Genomic DNA, 17,413 nt, shown 5'->3' with positions numbered 1-17,413 from the left:
TCAGCCCAGCCGTTCGTACCGGCGGCGGATCTTCTTGCGCGTGAAGACGTGGAAGTCTTCCGCGAAACGACGGCGGTCGTCGACCAGACGCTCGGTGAGGGCGCGCATGACCTCGCCCATGGCCACGAGCGCGCGTGGTGACCCGGCCAACTCTCCGGGAGAGCGGGCCAGCTCCATCAGCATCGCGTGGTGGACCCGCCGATCGTTGATGCTCCCGAGCCCGTCCTGGATGCGCTTGAGCTCCGCGATCACCTCGTCCACCAGCTCGGCGGGGTAGAGGTCACGGAAGAACTCCACGAGGTAGCGGAGCTTCTTGAACTCGATGCGCAGCCGGTGCAGGTCGGCCGCGGCGACGTCGGCGTCGATGCGGCCGCGGCGGCCGAAGATCCTGCGGACCTTGTGCCCGATCCGACCGTGGGCGACGTCCGCGACGGACCGACCCGCGTCCTCCGTGAGGGGGACGTAGGGAAGCGGCGCTGCCAGGAAGGCCTGCCACTCCCGCACGAGCATGCGGTAGCGGTCGCTCTCGAGCACGTCGACCAGATGGGCGTGCGCGTCGCGGCGGAGGGTGATCAGATGGCGTGAGATGTCGGGGAGGCCGCCGCGCAGATCCGCCGAGACCCAGGGAGCGTACCCTTCGAGCGCCTCGAGGAGCACGTCCAGGTCGCGGGTCCTCCCGGTCTCATCCGCCAGCCACCGGAACTCCAGGTCGAAGTGCCGCTGCACGTCCGCGAGCAGCACGCTCCGCAGCTGTCCCAGGAGGCTGCGCGTGCGCCGGACCGCGACGCGGAAGTCGTGGACGTGTTCGGGGTGCAGGTCCAGCACCACGCCGCTCTGGGCCGCCAGCAGCTTGCCGAGTTGATGCCGTCCCAGCAGTTGCAGGGCCTCGTCGGCGCGCATCTCGGGGACGAGGCGCGGCGCCGGCGGGGGCTGGAGCGGCTGATAGAACGTGCGGGAGCGGAGTCCGCGGCCGAGCGCGGCCTGACTGGAGCCGCCGTTGTCGCGACGGGCTGCCGTGAGGTCGTCTGTGGACATGCCGGGCTCGGATGGGTCAGGGGGACCGGGCACGCAACGTAACCGGACGGCGACGACGCGGACAACGCGCACCCCGTGATTGTTACGATCGCTGTTACATGTGACGCTGCGGGTCGGCCCGAACCTCTACCCGTTGAACGCGCCTCACCTCCGTGCGTGCTGGACCAGCTCTGCGAGGGTGAGCAGCACCACCAGCGTGTCGCGCCGAGCCAGCGTGCGCGCAGACCGATCCGCTTCGTTGTGCGTCAACACGAGGCGGAAGCGAGCCTGTCTTCCGTATCCGTAGCGGGTATGACGCAGCGCTTCGGAGACCCGCTCCAGCGCCGCGGTGGCGTCCGTGTCTCCCCAGGCCACGTCGCCGTAGCACACGGCGCCGTTCAACAGCGTCGCGGCCACGGGAAGATCGTACCCGTCGCCCCACAGGCCGCCGGCCTCCCGGACGGGGGCTCCCAGGATCGCCTCCGCATGGTTCGACACCGCGTCCTCCGCGAGGCGTGGAGCCGAGCCCTCCAGGTGGGCGGCGAGTGCAGGCCGGAGCGCGGCCAGCGCATCGTCGGCGCCCAGGAGACCGGTCCCGAGGTCGCTCCGGAGCGGCGCGACGACGCTCCACCAGAATGAGTCGAAGGGGTCCGACAGGCGGTAGCGTCGCTTCCGGCTGCGAACGGGGGCGTCCAGCGACCGCTGCACCTGGACGCGCCCGAGGTCGCGCAGCCGGGTGACATAGGGCGCCAGGGCATTGGCGGCGATCTCGTCCTGCAGCTCCTCGACGAAGTCGCGCCATTCGCTGCCCCCGTTCGCGAGCGCGCGCTCCAGCGCAGCATAGCGGGCCGGGCTCTGGAAGCGGGTCCGCAGCTCGCGCAGGGGACGATCCCACAGCGGGCCGTCGGGGTCGAGGACGAGCCGGCGCAGGTTGGTCACCGGTCGCACGGACGGATCGATCGCGGACAGCACCTCGTCGGAGGTGCCGAGGAGCGCCCAGCCCAGCGCCACGTCCGTGGGAGACCACGCCGCACACCGACGGGCGAGGGCGGCGAAGCCCGGGATGGACAGGGGCGCCCATCGCCCCGGCGGGCCCGCCAGATCGGGGCGGAGCGCCTCACTCGGGTGTCGGAAGGCTCCTCCCACGTCGCGCAGCGCGGCCAGCACCTGCGCATCGCGTTCCATCAGTACCAGCACGATGGGCGCCGAGGTGGTCCGGATGCGGCTCCAGTACCTCCCGACCTCGCGCCCCCACCGCTTCTCCGCATCCAGGAGAGCGGCGATCCCCAGGAAGGAGAGGACCAGGGGGCGGTCCTCGGGGAGGGCCGAGAGAAGCTGCTCCCAGGAGGCACCCGCGGCGCTCTCGCGGCCGAGCACGGCGTGCGCCTGACGGGCCCACAGCTCGCGGGCGTGCCGGTCCGGCAGGGAGGGCGCGGACAGGTGCAGCAGCGGCACCTCACCTGCCGCGTCGCGCAGCCGGGCGAGGGGGTCCATGCCCGCGTCGAAGGGCACCCACAGCAAGTGTGGGCCCCCGCTGGAGATCGCTTCGCGGAGCGCGTTTTCCATGACGCGGTGGATCCGGTTCGGAGGTCTGGAGGTGTCTCGGCCGCGCAACGGCGCGCGTCGACAATGAGCGTAAACAGGATTAGCAAAATAAAACTACGGCAAATTCAGGGTTCACGCCACTGCGAGGGAGGTGTACATTCGGCCACGCGAATGGGCTCCCCGCTCGGGGCTCCGCGCGCCACGCTCCCCCCTGGAGGAACCGCACACCATGAAGACCGCGTCCCGCTTCGACGCCCTCGCCGCCGCGCGCGGCTGGGCTGCCCCCGGCTCGGCCAACGGAGGGTCGGCTCCGGCCGACCCCGTCGAGATCTTCGGCTCGGACACCTTCGGCCTCAGCGAGATGAAGGCCCGTCTCCCTGCCCAGGTCTTCCAGCGGCTGCTGGGCACCATCGAAGAGGGGACCGAGCTCGACCCGACCGTGGCGGATGCGGTTGCGGGCGCGATGAAGGATTGGGCCATCGCGCGGGGCGCGAGCCACTTCACCCATTGGTTCCAGCCGCTCACCGGCCTGACCGCCGAGAAGCACGATTCCTTCCTGGTCGTCAAGGACGGGCGCGCGCTGTCCGAGTTCCGGGGCAAGGAGCTCATCCAGGGTGAGCCCGACGCCTCCTCGTTCCCCTCCGGCGGCCTGCGCGCCACCTTCGAAGCGCGCGGCTACACGGCCTGGGACCCCACGTCCCCCGCATTCCTGATCGAAGGACCGGGCGGCGCCACGCTCTGCATCCCCACCGCGTTCAGCTCCTGGACCGGCGACAGCCTCGACAAGAAGATCCCGCTTCTGCGCTCGATGGACGCGCTCGACCGCGTCACCCGTCGTGCGCTCGCCGTCTTCGGGGAGAGCAGCAGCCGGGTCACGGCCAACATGGGTCCCGAGCAGGAGTTCTTCCTGATCGACCAGGAGTTCTACTACCGCCGTCCCGATCTGGTCACCACCGGCCGCACCGTCCTGGGCGCCAAGCCGCCGCGGGGCCAGGAGCTGGAGGACCACTACTTCGGTTCGATCGACGAGCGGGTCCTGGCCTTCATGCAGTCGGTGGAGACGGACCTCTACAAGCTCGGCGTGCCCATGAAGACGCGCCACAACGAGGTGGCCCCGAACCAGTTCGAGATGGCGCCGGTGTACGAGCAGGCCAACCTCGCGGCCGACCACCAGCAGCTCATGATGCTCACGCTGCAGCGGAACGCGCGGAAGTTCGGGCTCGTCTGCCTGCTGCACGAGAAGCCGTTCGCCGGCGTGAACGGCAGCGGCAAGCATCTGAACTGGTCGTTCGGCACGGATCGGCACAACCTGCTCGAGCCGGGCGAGACGCCGCACGACAACCGGCTGTTCCTGTTCTTCTGCACGGCGGTGCTGCGTGCCGTCTACCGGCACCAGGACCTGCTGCGGGCATCGGTCGCCCATGCCGGCAACGACCACCGGCTGGGTGCGAACGAGGCGCCTCCGTCCATCATCTCGGTGTTCCTGGGTGACCAGCTCGAAGACATCTTCCGCCAGCTCGCCGAGTCCGGCACGGCGGCTTCGAGCAAGGGCGGTGGCCTCCTCGGCCTCGGTGTGAAGGTGCTGCCTCATCTCCCCCAGCACTCCGGGGACCGCAACCGCACCTCGCCGTTCGCCTTCACCGGCAACAAGTTCGAATTCCGCGCCCTGGGTGCTTCCCAGAGCGTCTCGTGGCCGGCCACCGTCCTGAACACCATCGTGGCCGAGGCGGTGGACGACATGACCACCGAGCTCGAGCAGGGGATCGCCAGTGGCACCGAGCTCACGGCAGCCCTGAGGGCGCTGTTGGCCAAGGAGATCAAGGAGCTCGGCCCCATCATCTTCAACGGGGACGGCTATTCGCAGGAGTGGCAGGACGAGGCGGCGCGGCGTGGGCTGCTCAACCTGCGCACCACGATCGACGCGCTGCCGACCATGACGTCGGCGAAGAACGAGAAGCTGTTCGAGAAGTACGGTGTGCTCTCGCCGCGGGAGCTCGAGTCCCGGCTCGAGGTCAAGATCGACCAGTACTTCCGCAAGATCAACATCGAGGGGGAGACCACCGCGCGTCTCGCTCGCACGCTGATCCTGCCCGCCGCGGCGCGCTATCTGACCGAGCTGGCACAGGCGGCGTCGGCGGCCCAGGCCGCCGTGCCGAGCCTCACCGGGCTGGGTGGCGAGGTCGAGCGCCTGGCGGGACTCGTCGACACCCTCGTGACGCGGCTCGTCGCCCTCGATGCGCAGAACGCGGAGCTGGGCGGCGACGACGTGCACTCGAAGGCGCTGCACATGCGGGACAACGTGATCCCGGCCATGAACGGCGTGCGCGAGGTCGCGGACCAGCTCGAGCGGATCCTGCCCGAGGACGCGTGGCCTCTGCCCACCTATCGGGACATGCTCTGGATCAAGTAGTCGATCGCGAGGATGGGGTCCGGGCGTCGGGCGGAAACTCCGCCCGACCCCGGAGATCCGAAGGGCTCCCGGTCACCGACCGGGAGCCCTTGTTCTTGTGTGCCCCATCCCCATGCACGCTCCGGCTCTCCGTCTGAGCTCCGGAGACCCCCCACGTCACGCGCTGGGCCACGGACGACGGATCCGGGATGCAGGCGACCGGTGTCCGCGATGTACCTGTCGACGGTGGTTTGTCCCATTGATCTGCTTCAACAGATCAATCCGCCGGAACGCCTCTCCGGCACAAGGATCCGCCAGCGTCGCGCGCCGCGGTCCGGGCAACGCCACGCGCCCCGGTCCCGGGCGACCCCGCCCCCCGGTCCGGGCACAGCCGTGCCCCGCTCCCGGGCACGGCTGCGGCCCGGCGGCCGGTCGAGGGCCCCTATTCGGCCCGCATGGCGGACGTGGGATCCACCCGGGTGGCCCGTCGTGCAGGGATCCAGGTGGCCAGGAACGCGCCGGCCATCAGCACCGGAACGGCCAGCAGGAAGGTCAGCGGATCGGTGCTTGCGACGCCGTAGAGCATGCTCCGGAGCGTGGAGCCCAGGGCGAGCGCCAACAGCACCCCGACGACCAGCCCGCCCGCGACCATGCCGAGGGCGTCCCGGATGACGAGGCGTCGGACCGCGGCGGTCCCCGCACCCAGGGCGATCCGCACACCCACCTCCCGCGTCCGCCGCGCGACCCGGTACGAGACGACCCCGTACAGACCGATCAGCGCGAGCAGGAGCGCCGTCGCCGCGAAAGCGCCGAGCAGCACGACGACGAAGCGACGCTGGCCCACCGAGTCACCGATCCGCGTGTCCAGCGACTCGATCCGGGGGGGCAGGTCGGGATCGAGCGCCCTGAGTGTCGTGCCCAGGACCTGCCCTGCCGCCGAGGCGTCTCCACCGACGCCGCGGGCCACGACAGTCGAGTAGGTCCGGGCCCGGTAGGGTCGCTGCGGCAGGTGGAAGTAGAAGGTGGGCTCCGCCGGCTGGGCCAGACCGCGATAGCGCACATCGCCCACCACGCCCACCACCGTGGCGAAGCTCGGCTGCTCCCAGTGGTCGTCCATGCCGCCGCCCGTGATCTGGCGGCCGATGGGGTTCTCCCCCGGCCACGCTTCCTCCGCGAACGAGCGGCTGACGAGCGCCACGTGCGGGGCGTTCGCGTGATCGCGGCCGTCGAACATGCGTCCCTCGAGGAGCGGGATGTCGAGGGCGGCGAAGTAGCCCGCGGTCGCCGTGACGTACCAGCCATAGGCCTCCCGGCTCATGTCGCCGTCGAGCTGGATGGTGCCGTTCCCCATGCCGCCGGACACCGGATAGGCGTTGGCGACTCCGACCGCCTCGATCGCGGGGTGATCGTCCAGCTCGCGCGCCAGCCGCTCGTACCACGCCACCACCTCGGGCATCGAGCTGTACCGGACCGGGTCCAGCGCCAACTGGGCCATGGCCACCCCGTCGCTCGAGACGCCCGTCTCCTGGCTCACCAGGGCGCCGAAGCTCCGGATCAGGAGACCGGAGCCCACGAGGAGGAGCAGGGCCAGCGCCACCTCGGCCCCGACGAGCAGCCGCCAGGTGCGTGCGCGCTGAGGCGATTCGCCCGCCCGCGTCCCACTCCGCGTCTCCGCGGCCAGGTCGTCCGAGGCCAGGCGCAGGGCCGGGAAGAGCCCGAACAGCAGCCCGGTGGCCACCGTGGCCAGCAGGGTGAAGCCGAGCACGCTGCCATCGAGGGAGACGTCCGCGAGGCCGGGTACGAATGCGGTGCCGTACCGGAGGACCGCTGCGAGGACGACCCAAGCCACTCCGATCCCCACCCCTCCCCCGACGGCCGCGAGGACCATGCTCTCGGTCGCCAGCTGTTGCACGAGGCGGGCGCGGGAGGCGCCCAGGGAAGAGCGGACCGCCAGCTCGGTGGCACGAGCGGCACCGCGGGCCAGGACTGTGCTGGCCAGGTTGACGCAGGCGATCAGCAGGATCAGGGCGGACGCGCCCAGGAGCACCAGCAGTGGCGTCCGGGTGGCACCGGTCAACGTCTCCTTGAGCGGGGTGACCACTCCGCCGACCGCGTCGTAGTCGTCCGCGGGCAGCTCCGCCGCCAACGCCGCCGCCAGTGCGTCCGCCTCACGATCGGCGTCGGCTGCCGTCTGACCGGGAGCCAACCGCCCGACCCCGCTCCAGTTGTGGGCCGTCCGGCTGTCGGACTGGGGAAGCAGCTCCATCGGGACCCAGATCTGCGCCTGCCGGGGGAAATCGAAGCCCTCCGGCAGGACGCCTACGATCTGCAGGGAGCGGCCGTAGATCTGGAGGGAGCGTTCTAGAACGTCCGGATCCTGTGCGAGCTGGTCCCGCCAGAACGAATGGGCCACCACCGCGACGGGCGCTGCGCCGGGGCGGTGGTCGTCCGGGAGCGTGGTGCGTCCCCGTTGGGCGGTGGCCCGGAAGGCCGGAAAGAAGTCCTCGCTGACGGGGGCGACCTCCGCCCGGACGGGCTCGGTCCCGCCGAGCACGGTGGTGGTTCCGCCGCCGTAGAGCGCGACCTGCTGCAAGGACCGCGAGCGGGCGCGCCAGTCCTGATAGTTGGGCCAGGGGATCGGGCCGGGCCGCCCGCCTTCGTGCTCCTCCGCCAACGTGACGAGGCCGTCCGGCTCGGCGTACGGGAGAGGCGCCAGCAGCACACCGTCGATGAGGCTGAAGATGGCCGTGTTCGCGCCGATGCCGAGAGCGAGCGTCCCCACGGCCAGTGCCGTGAAGCCAGGGCTCCGCGCGAGGCGCCGGACCGCATATCCGACGTCCTGCCGGATGGCCTGCCACCCGCGGGTCCGGCGGGTGGCGCGCCGCGTCTGGCGGGTGATCCGCTCGCAGTCCTCCTGCACGGCCCCGACTTCCCCGAACCGACGGAGCGCCTCGGCCCGCGCGCTCTCCGGGTCCCAACCCGCGCGGACCAGCTCCTCCTCCTCCGCGCGCAGATGGGCCTCGATCTCCTTGCGGACGTCCTCCGGGACGGGCAGCTCGTGGAGTCGTTCGCGCTTCCGACGCCCGGTTCCGCTCATCGGACCCCCTCGGGCGCCAGGGGCACCCGCTCCATCAGGTCCACGTAGCGCGACCACTCGGACTGGAGCCGGCGGAGGTGCGCCCTCCCCCCCGGCGTCAGCGAGTAGACCTTGGTGTCGCGCCCGGTGTCGGAGACCTCCCATGCCGACGCGAGGTGCCCCCCGGCCTCGAGGCGGCGAAGCGCGGGGTACAGGGCGCCCTGGGTGAGCTCGAGCACGTCTCCGGACCGCTCACGGATCCAGCGCGAGATGGCGTAGCCGTGCATCGGGCCCCAGCTCAGCGTGCGCAGGATGAGCAGGTCCAGCGTCCCTCGGATCAGTTCCACCCTTCCCCCTTCGGCCCCTGGTGGCGGGCACACCGTCTGGCTTCCTACAGGTAAGATGCTTACCTATGACGGCGCCGAGGGCTGGAAGGTTGGAACGGGGGGAAGCCCGGTCGGGCCCCGGGGGACCGCGACGGCATCCCCGCGGCAGGTCCCCACATCCGCGTCAGGACGTTCAGGCGGACAGGATCCACCACCCGATGAGAATCGCCACGCCCAGCGACAGGGCCAGGCCGGTGACCTGGAGGACGCGCAGCGTGGGGCCGCGCACGCTGGTCGGATCGGAGCGGGAGCGGGTGAGCCCATCCGACCCCACGTCGAAGATCCAGGCGAGCACGAGCGCAACCGGGAAGGCCGCGAGGATGGTGGCCACCAACGCCGTGTAGGCCCATTCGGGCACGGGAAGCGCCGGGAGGATCAGCTCCCCCACCTGGAGCAGGCCGAAGGAGGCTACGGCATACACGGCCGCCACGTTGAAGACCCGGCGCCGCTTCAGCTCCTGGAGGAAGCTCTGGAGCGCCGGGAGCTGTTCGACCGCCGCCTCCAGCGACTGGGTGCGGCCCCGGGCACCGCTGGCGCTCACGAGAACGTCGTCCGGCCGCTCGAGGTGGGCCACCAGGTCGGCCATCCGGGGTCGCTGCTCCGGCCGCTTGGCCAGACAGGCGGTGAGCAGGCGTGCCAGGGCCGGCGGCAGATCCGGACGGAGGGAGGACAGCGGGACCGCCTGCTCCCGGAGGTGGGCGGCCGCGATCCGCGCGGAACCCTGGGCCGCGTAGGGGCCCCGCCCGGCCAGGAGCTGATAGCCGACGATCCCCAGGGCATAGACGTCCGATGCGCCGGTGACGGGATCGCCCACGAGATGCTCGGGACTCGTGTACTGCGGATCCCCGAGCACCTGACCGGCGCGGGTCAGGCGGGTCGCCGCCTCGCCGCCGGTCTCGAGGACGCCGGCGATGCCGAAGTCGGTGAGCACGGCACGGCGGCGCCGGGGGTCCCAGAGGATGTTCGCAGGGCGGACATCGCGGTGCACGATACCCCGCTCATGCGCCGCGCCCAGGGCCGACGCGACGCCACGCAGGACCTCCCGGGCCATCCCGGCGTCCACGGTCCCGGCGTGCAGGGCGTCGGCCAGGTTCTGACCCTCGACGTACTCCATCACCAGATACGGACGGCCGTCGGGAAGAGCGGCGACGCGGTGCACCTCGACCACGTTGGGATGGGAGAGGCCTGCCGCCGAGCGGGCCTCCCGCTCGAACCGGGCGCGGGCCTCGGCGTCGCTGGCGAGCGTGTCCCGTACCACCTTGATGGCCACGAGACGGCCGAGCGCAGCCTCGCGCGCCAGGAACACCTCGGCCATGGCGCCCTCGCCCAATGGGCGAAGGAGCGTGAACTCGGGCTCCAGCCCGCTCAGGCCTGGGACATCCACGCGCACTCCCGGGGAAGGACGCACATACCTTCGGTGCCCGACCGGCTCCCAGCAAGACGGCTCCCTTGCTCCGGTCGCCGGTCGCGCCGTACCGTGCGTCAGGGCCTGAATCCCCCCTGAGGCCTTCCCCATGAGCTCCAACACCCCACCGGATCCGTCCGGGCAGACCATCGGTGCCTACCGGCTCATCCGGCCGCTGGGCGCGGGCGGGATGGGTGAAGTATTCCTGGCCCACGACGACCGGCTGGATCGGTCGGTCGCCATCAAGCGGGTGCGCTCGAGCGCGGCGGTCGATGAAGCCCAGCGCCAGCGCCTACGCCGGGAGGCGCGCGCGGTCGCCACCCTGAGCCATCCCGCCGTCGTGCAGATCTACGACATCGTCGAGGACGGCGCGGGCGACTCCATCGTGATGGAGTACGTGGACGGCACTCCGCTCTCCTCGCTGCTGGTGGACGGCGGGCTGACCGCCGAGGCGGGCCTGCGGATCCTCCTGCACGTCTGCGACGGCCTCGCCGCCGCGCATGAACGAGGGCTCGTGCATCGGGACCTCAAGAGCGAGAACATCGTGGTGACGCCGGACGGCGCCGCGAAGATCCTCGACTTCGGTCTCGCGCGCTCGTTCGATCCTTCCGCCGAAGACCCCGCGCTCACCGCCGCCGACGCCGCGGTGGGAACGTACCGCTCGATGGCTCCGGAGCAGTGTGAAGGGCGCGCGGTCGACCCGCGCACCGACCTCTGGGCGCTGGGCGTGGTGATGTACGAGATGCTCGCGGGCCGGACGCCCTTCCAGGGCCGGACCCCCTTGCACACGCTGGGCAACGTGGTGGGCTTCGATCCGCCCGCCGTGCGCGAGCTGAATCGCTCGGTCCCGGAGCCGCTGTCGCGCCTGGTGGCGGCACTGCTGACCAAGGATCCGGACGGGCGCCCCGGATCCGCCGCCGACGTGGCGGCGCGTCTCGAGGAGATGCAGGCGAAGCGCCTCCTCGGCGGCCTGGTGCTCCCGCGCCTGACTCCGACACCCGACTCCGGCATCGATCCGATCCGGGCGCTCGAACACGCTTCGGCGCCCGATCGCGGCCGGCGCCCGGGTCGGATCCGCCCCCCGCCCCGTCGCCGCGCCGCGGTGCTGCGCTCCGGCGCCGCGTTGCTGGTCCTCGCCGTGGCCGCCCTGGGGGGGCGGCACCTGTTGGGGCGAGGCGCGGCCGACCCGGGCGCGCCGACCCGCATCATGGTCTTCCCGCTCGTCTCCTCCCTCGCCTCCCAGGGCGGCGCCTCGGTGGGCGAGGACGTCGCGACCGTCATCGGTCATGCGCTCGACGGCGTCGAGCCCCTGCAGTGGTTGGATGGATGGCCACTCCTGGACGCCGAGGCCCGCAACGATCCCCGCCGGCTGGAGCTGGGTCGGATGGCCGAGCTCGCGCGCTCGCGTGGATGCAGCTTCTTCGTCTGGGGTCGGGTCATCCAGCAGGGGGACTCGGCGCGCGTTCTGCTCGGGCTGCACGGGGTCCGGGACGGCGACGCGATCGCCTCCGCCGACGCCGGAGCCGCGTTGGGGGACGCCTGGCGGGCCGGGCTCCGAGCGCTCAACGGACTCCTGCCCCGCCTCATCGAGACGGAGGTGCCCGACGTCGAGGCAGACCTGGGAAACCGCCCGCCCGAGGCCGTCGCCCGCTTCCTCCTCGGCGAAGCGGCGCTGCGGCGGGCGAAGTTCAGCGACGCGCTCGGCCACTTCCGCGAGGCGTTCGCCTTCGACTCCACGTTCGGCGTAGCCGGCATCCGCGGAGCCCAGGCGGCGAGCTGGATCCACGATCCGGCAGCGGCGTCCGCGCTGATCGACCGGGCGCTGACCCTGCCGCTGACCGGACGCGCCGAGAGCTTCGCGCGCGGGGTCCAGGCGTACGTGGCCAACGACGCGGAAGCCGCCGTCCGGCATCTCGAAGCGGCGCTGGCGGAGGATTCACTCTTCTCCGTGGCCTGGGCGCAGTTGGGGGAGACCTATCGGCATCTGGCGCCCCGCATGGTGCCCTCCTCCGCTCCCGGACCCTTCGAACGTGCGCAGGGCCTCGACTCGCTCGCCGGCTATGTCCTCTTCCACCGCCTCGAGGAGCTCACACGCGCGGGGGACCTGGAGCGGGCCCGCAGAGCGCGCCAGCAGTTCGTGGACGGTTCACCCGACGCCGCGTTGCAGGCGCAGATCGATCTCATGATCGGCTGCGCCGACGGAGGAGCGGCGACGCTCGACCCGGGCCCGCGGCTGCGGGAGTGGCCGTGGGAGGTGCTCTATGCGGCCGCCCAGCTCGGCATGGACGGCGACCAGCGCGCGTGCTCCGAGGTGCTCTACCATGCCCTCCTGGTCGGCGACACGGTGGCCGATCCCAACGCGGGGTACCGGAGCTGGAACGCCCTCGTGGGTCTGACCGGCTCCTTCCTGGTCGGCAACCGCGTCGAGGACGCCGGGCGGCTCCTGGAGGCGATGGCCGACGGCTTCGAATCCGTGCAGGCCCTTCTCGACGCCTCTGCAGCGGGCGCGTCCGGTGTGACCCTGGCGGCCGCCGCTCCTGCGTGGAGCAAGGGCCGACCGGCCTGGCGCGCCGCGCGGGAGGCCGAGCTCACGCGCTGGTCCGAGCTGGCGGTGCTGGTGGGCGCGCTGTACCCCCAGCTCGAATCGATCGGCCGGCGCGGGGCCGACGACATCGCGGCCGCGGCCGGCCCCGACCTGACCGGGATCGACTACCGCACGTCCTTGTGGCTGCTCGGGTTCTGGGCATCCCGCAACGAAGACGGCGCGACGGCGGAGCGCGCGCTCGAGCGACTGCGGGAGATCGCCGCGGGGCAGGATCCCCTCGACCAGGCCTACACGAGCAGCCTGGCCGACGCGTTGGCGGCACACATCACGTTGAGCACGGGGGACTCCACCGCCGCCCTCGAGCAGTTCCGCGCGCTCACGGCGCAGGCGCCCCCGTCGTTCCTGTATTGGGAGCTGCTGGCGCCGCTGAGCGTGGAGCGGCTGGTTCGAGCCCGACTCGAGCTGGAGGCCGGGGAGCCCGAGGTCGCCGACCGGCTCCTGCGGGGCTTCGCCGAGCCGAACGCACAGACCAATCCCGTCTTCCTTCCGCTGGCGCTCGAGAGTTGTCGGGTGGCCGCCGGAGGAGACGCTCGTCGGGCGGAATGCGCCCGCACGCTCGAACGGCTGGGCTGGCCCGGCCGCGGGCCCGCAGGCACAGACACGTCGATCGCACCGTCCTGACCTCAACCGAGGGTGGAAACCATGTGGAGCTACGAAGACGCTGGTCGTGAACTGGACGACTATCTGCACCGCCTCACGGACTTCCTCGACACGATCTGCGACCGCCTGGAGGCCCTGGAGGCGCAGGTGGGGACCGCGTCCGACGCCGAGGAGTGGGCGCAGGCCGACGACGAGGCGGACGGCTCCGGCTCCCGCGGCGCGGATCCCCGTTCGGGCAGCGGCGGCCGCGGTGCCGATCCGCGTTCAGGCAGCGGGGGCCGTGGTGCCGACCCGCGATCGGGCAGCGGCGGTCGCGGTGCCGACCCGCGTTCCGGCAGTGGGGGCCGCGGTGCCGACCCGCGCTCCGGCAGCGGGGGTCGCGGTGCCGATCCGCGCTCCGGCAGTGGCGGGCGGGGCGCCGACCCGCGCTCGGGCAGCGGGGGCCGTGGTGCCGACCCCCGCTCCGGCAGCGGCGGTCGGGGCGCCGATCCCCGTTCGGGTCGGGGTGGACGGGGTGGGCCCGGCTGGGCCGAGCACCGGAACGGCCAGGGTCCCTCCATCCTCGATCGGCTGGCGGCGCTCGAAGAGCGGCTCGGCTAGGAGCAGTCCATGACGTCGGATCCGCCGCGGGGCCGTCGCGCGCTCGTCATCGGCATCGATCGCTACGCGAGCGACAGCGTCGCCGATCTCTCCGGGTGCGTGAACGACGCGCGCCTGATGCGGGCGTTGCTCGAGGACAAGTACCGCATCCCGGCTGCGAACGTCCGCTTCCTGGCGGACGAGGACGCGACGCGCACGCGGATCCTGGAGGCGTTCGACGGCCTCATCGAGGAGACGTCCCCCGGGGACATGGTGGTGGTCTTCTACGCCGGCCACGGCTCGCGCGTGGCCGACCGCGACCTCGACGAGGCGGATGGCCACGACAGCACCATCGTACCGTCGGACGCGGTGCGCTGGTCACAGCCCGACGAGTTCGCGGATCACCCCGAGGTGCTCGACATCACGGACGACGAGATCCACGCGAAGCTGCTGCGGCTCGGCGAGCGGACGCACAACATCACGATGATCTTCGACTGTTGTCACTCGGGCACCATCTCGCGCGGCGGCGACCTCGTCGCGCGCGCGGTTCCCGCGGACCGGCGCCCCGCGCAACTGCTCGAACCGCTGCGGCTGTCGCCCGAGGACCGGGCGGCGCTGGAGCGGTCCCGCCAGCGCAGCGGGTCGGGGTGGCGCTCCCCGCAGGGTCACTACGTATTGATCGCCGGTTGTCGCGATACGGAGTTGTCGTACGAGCACGAAGTGGGCGGCCACAGCCCGCCCGTGAAGCACGGGGCGCTCACCTGGTTCCTGCATCAGGCGCTCCTGCACGCGGCGCCCGGCGCGACGTACCGCGACGTGTTCGACGAGGTGGCCGTGCAGGTCACCAGCGCGGCGCGGGCCAAGAGCGCGAGTCAGCATCCCCAGATCGAAGGCGCGGAGCATCGGCTGCTCTTCGACACCGAGGAGATCGAGCCGCTCGCGTTCGTGAAGGTGGCGGACCGGCAGGGGGCGCAGGTCACCCTGGCCGGAGGTGCCGCGCACGGGCTGCAGGTGGGGTCCGTGTGGGCCGTCCATCCGGCCGGTACGCGTGAGGCAACGGAGGCGTCGCAACTGGGCACGCTGCGCGTGACCCGCGTGGGTGCCGTGCAGTCGTTCGCCGACGTGGAGGGGGACGACGCGGGTGCCATCGCCGCCGGGGCCTGGGCCGTGGAGGTGGCGCGCGACTTCGGAGATCGCCGTCTGCGTGTGCGCATGCTGGGCGCGGGCCACGAGGATCCGGCCGCCTGGACCGAGATGGCGCGCAGGCTCGATCAGGAGCGGCGCCTGCTCGAGCGGGTGGAGGACGGCGAATCCGTGAAGGTGGTTCTGGTGGCGGGCGAGCCCCCCGCGGAGCTCTCCGGACTCCCCCGGCTGGACGGACCGCACTGGGTGGTGGTCTCCGAGGGAGGCGAGTTCATGATGCCGCCGAAGCCGGCGGACGAGCGTGGCGCCGCGCAGGTGGTGGAGAACCTCCGCCTCTGGTCGCGCTACCGCTTCACCCTCGCGATCGACAATCCGGGCAGTCGCGTCGCCCGGGAGGTCCGGGTCGATCTGGTGCGCCAGGCGGCGGACGGATCCTGGGCGCCCGTCGTGCCTGCGGACGGCGAGTCGTTGCCGGCCCTGACGGCCGGTGAGCGGATCGACATCCGCCTGGTGCACACGGGGGTGGAGAAGATCTGGGTGACCGGCTTCGACTTCCGGATGACCGGCGAGGTGGTCCCGATCCTGTCGGGCGTGTGGCTGCACCCCAGCAGCCCGCAGAACCCATGGGTTTCGTTGACGGCGGGCCAGGGCACGACCGTGAGCTGGGAGGACGGCTTCCCGTACGGCGCCAATCCATGGGTCGCCTCACCGCAGGAAGGCATCGAGGTCCTGAAGTTCTTCCTCACGCGGCAGGAGACCGACCTGGACGTCTCCCAGCGGGCCGCCAGCCGCGGCGGCACGAGCCCGTTGGCGGAGCTGCTGGCGTCGCCGGCGGCGGCGTCCCGTGGGCTCACGCTGGTCCCGGCCGACGACTGGGGCACCGTGTCGGTGGGATTCGTCCTGCGCGCTCCGGAGGAGAGTGCGGCGGAGCCCGTCGTGGAGGCTGCCCGGGTCCAGGCCGAGGCCGCGCCGGAGCCGGAGAGGGCGGAGCGCCCGACGAGCGGAGCGTCCGACACGACGACCGCCGCCGGTCCGTCCCCGTCGACGGCGTCGCCGCGACGTCAGAACGGAGCCACCTCGCCGTCCGCGTTTCCTCCGTCGGACAGTCCGGCGGGTCGCTTGCAGGCCTTGATGGCCGAGCACGGCTTCGTCTCGGCGGACCGCTTCCCGGTGGAGAGCGGGACGGGCAGCCGCGGGGCGCCGATCGAGTACGTCGCACCGGACGCGGAGGAGGGCTGGAGCGAGCTGCTGCTCACCACGGACGACCGGGGTCTGGTGCGCTGGCATCTCCCGGAGCCCGGACTGAGCAGCGCGCGGGGCGCGGACCCGGCGGCAGAGGGCACGCGCGGGCGTCGGTATCGGATCGCCGCACCTCCGCCGGCAGCGGTTCCCGAGGATGCGCGCGGAGCCGACGGCCGGGATGCGCGGGGAGCCGTCGGCGCGCTTGCGGGAAAGCTGCTCGTGGACCGGGTCCTCTTCCCTCTCGCCGAACCCCTGATCGGGAATGCGGTGGCGCGCTGGGAGACGCGCCGACGGCCGGGCCGCTGGATGTGGATGGACGCGGACGGAGACGCCGCGACGGTCCGGCCCGTCCAGGCAGAGGAGTGGCCGGTGCTCGGCGAGGGCCCGACGCTGGTGCTCCTGCACGGCGTGTTCGGCGGCGCGACCCGCACGGTCCGGGACCTGACCCCGGCCTTCCTGCAGGAGGTCGCGGGCCGGTATGCAGGACGGGTGATCGCCTTCGAGCACGCGACCCTGTCCCAGGACCCGGACCAGACCGTCGACGCGATGGTCGCGAGCCTGCCCGCCGGCCTCCGGCTCGACGTGGACGTGCTGGGCCATTCGCGCGGCGGCCTCGTGGGTCGGGCGCTCGCTGCACGGGGGCGCGCGAGCGAAGCGCCGCTGTCGGTGCGGCGGCTCGTGTGCGCGGGAAGCCCCGACGGGGGGACGCCCCTCGCGGACCTGGCGCACCTGGAGACCCTGCTCAGCGTGCTGACCAACCTGCTGGCGCTGGCCGATCCCACCGAGCTCGGAGGAACCGTCCTGGAGCTGATGAAGCGGCTCGCGGTCGGTGGCCTGGGCGAGCTGCGCGGCATCCAGGCGATGGCGCCGGGCTCCGCCTTCCTCTCCGGCCTGACCCCGCCACCGCCGTCTGTCGAGTGGTACGGGTTGGCCTCCGACATCACGTCGGCGACCCGCCCGGGGATCCTCCGTACGCTCCTGGATCGACAGATCGGGGATCTCTTCGGCGGCGCCAACGATCTGGTGGTGCCCGCCGCGTCGGTCGGTGCGGCGGCGGAGGAGTCGTGGACGTTGCGGGGAGGGGAGGCGGTCTCCCACCTCGGCTATCTGTCGCGGCCGGAGGCGCGCGGTCGGATCGCGACCTGGCTGCTGCGGGACGGGGCGCCGCTGCAGGTGACGACCGCGCCGACCGCCGGACGTGCGGAGACAGGCTCTCCGGTCCCGGCCGCTCCGGCGCCCGACGACGCCGCGCCGGAACCGCCCCGGGTCGAACGGGACGATCCCCCGGCCGCCGCGGACGCGGTCGAGCGTCCCGTCTCGACGCTCCAGACCCGGCCGCCGCGGCCTCCCGGGCCTCGGCCGCTCCGGCCGCCGCGGGCCCCGGGACGACCGCGATCGCCGTAGAGGGAGGCCCCTGCCCGAGCCGGCC

9 protein-coding genes are annotated in these 17,413 nt (G+C 72.4%); 4 read left to right on the top strand and 5 right to left on the bottom strand.

The features are described from left to right. Together R3E98_12180 and R3E98_12175 are read right to left on the bottom strand one after the other, a co-directional pair. Positions 1 to 1,035 carry a CHAD domain-containing protein gene (locus tag R3E98_12180; GenBank protein MEZ4424159.1) on the bottom strand — a complete coding sequence of 345 codons (1,035 nt, stop codon included), beginning with the start codon at positions 1,033 to 1,035 and terminating at the stop codon, positions 1 to 3. A 144-nt stretch (positions 1,036 to 1,179) separates the two neighbouring features. Next, positions 1,180 to 2,580, bottom strand: a complete 1,401-nt coding sequence (locus R3E98_12175; protein ID MEZ4424158.1) for a hypothetical protein — start codon at positions 2,578 to 2,580, stop codon at positions 1,180 to 1,182. A gap of 208 nt (positions 2,581 to 2,788) precedes the next feature. On the opposite strand from R3E98_12175, the gene R3E98_12170 reads away from it, so the two are divergent. Continuing rightward, complete coding sequence (locus R3E98_12170) at positions 2,789 to 4,969, top strand: glutamine synthetase III (GenBank protein MEZ4424157.1); 2,181 nt, start codon at positions 2,789 to 2,791, stop codon at positions 4,967 to 4,969. 421 nt (positions 4,970 to 5,390) lie between these two features. Here R3E98_12170 and R3E98_12165 read toward each other — a convergent pair whose 3' ends face one another. The 3 genes from R3E98_12165 to R3E98_12155 form a co-directional block, all read right to left on the bottom strand. Continuing rightward, entirely contained in the window at positions 5,391 to 8,045 is a 2,655-nt protein-coding gene (locus R3E98_12165) for an ABC transporter permease (GenBank protein MEZ4424156.1), read from the bottom strand. Continuing rightward, on the bottom strand, positions 8,042 to 8,371 hold the full coding sequence (locus R3E98_12160; protein ID MEZ4424155.1) for a PadR family transcriptional regulator: 330 nt from the start codon (positions 8,369 to 8,371) through the stop codon (positions 8,042 to 8,044). The genes R3E98_12165 and R3E98_12160 overlap by 4 nt, the downstream gene beginning before the upstream one ends. Positions 8,372 to 8,543: 172 nt before the next feature. Continuing rightward, positions 8,544 to 9,794, bottom strand: coding sequence for a serine/threonine-protein kinase (locus R3E98_12155; GenBank protein MEZ4424154.1), 1,251 nt, complete (start codon positions 9,792 to 9,794; stop codon positions 8,544 to 8,546). 130 nt (positions 9,795 to 9,924) lie between these two features. Between R3E98_12155 and R3E98_12150 the strand changes: the two genes are divergently transcribed. Genes R3E98_12150 through R3E98_12140 form a run of 3 tightly spaced genes read left to right on the top strand, consistent with a single transcriptional unit; the run spans position 9,925 to position 17,388 of the window. Beyond that, on the top strand, positions 9,925 to 13,041 hold the full coding sequence (locus R3E98_12150; protein ID MEZ4424153.1) for a serine/threonine-protein kinase: 3,117 nt from the start codon (positions 9,925 to 9,927) through the stop codon (positions 13,039 to 13,041). Between the two features lie 21 nt (positions 13,042 to 13,062). Next, entirely contained in the window at positions 13,063 to 13,620 is a 558-nt protein-coding gene (locus tag R3E98_12145) for a hypothetical protein (protein MEZ4424152.1), read from the top strand. Positions 13,621 to 13,629: 9 nt separating this feature from the next. Continuing rightward, entirely contained in the window at positions 13,630 to 17,388 is a 3,759-nt protein-coding gene (locus tag R3E98_12140) for a caspase family protein (GenBank protein MEZ4424151.1), read from the top strand. The last annotated feature ends 25 nt before the right edge of the window (positions 17,389 to 17,413 follow it).

The organism is Gemmatimonadota bacterium (genome assembly GCA_041390125.1).
Taxonomy (GTDB): domain Bacteria; phylum Gemmatimonadota; class Gemmatimonadetes; order Longimicrobiales; family Gaopeijiaceae; genus JAGQIF01.
This window is presented reverse-complemented; position numbering and strand designations above follow the sequence as displayed.

Excerpts from the sequence above, each read along its gene's own strand:
- R3E98_12180 (MEZ4424159.1), bottom strand. The coding sequence starts at position 1,035 with ATGTCCACAGACGACCTCACGGCAGCCCGTCGCGACAACGGCGGCTCC.
- R3E98_12175 (MEZ4424158.1), bottom strand. The coding sequence starts at position 2,580 with ATGGAAAACGCGCTCCGCGAAGCGATCTCCAGCGGGGGCCCACACTTG.
- R3E98_12170 (MEZ4424157.1), top strand. The coding sequence starts at position 2,789 with ATGAAGACCGCGTCCCGCTTCGACGCCCTCGCCGCCGCGCGCGGCTGG.
- R3E98_12165 (MEZ4424156.1), bottom strand. The coding sequence starts at position 8,045 with ATGAGCGGAACCGGGCGTCGGAAGCGCGAACGACTCCACGAGCTGCCC.
- R3E98_12150 (MEZ4424153.1), top strand. The coding sequence starts at position 9,925 with ATGAGCTCCAACACCCCACCGGATCCGTCCGGGCAGACCATCGGTGCC.
- R3E98_12145 (MEZ4424152.1), top strand. The coding sequence starts at position 13,063 with ATGTGGAGCTACGAAGACGCTGGTCGTGAACTGGACGACTATCTGCAC.
- R3E98_12140 (MEZ4424151.1), top strand. The coding sequence starts at position 13,630 with ATGACGTCGGATCCGCCGCGGGGCCGTCGCGCGCTCGTCATCGGCATC.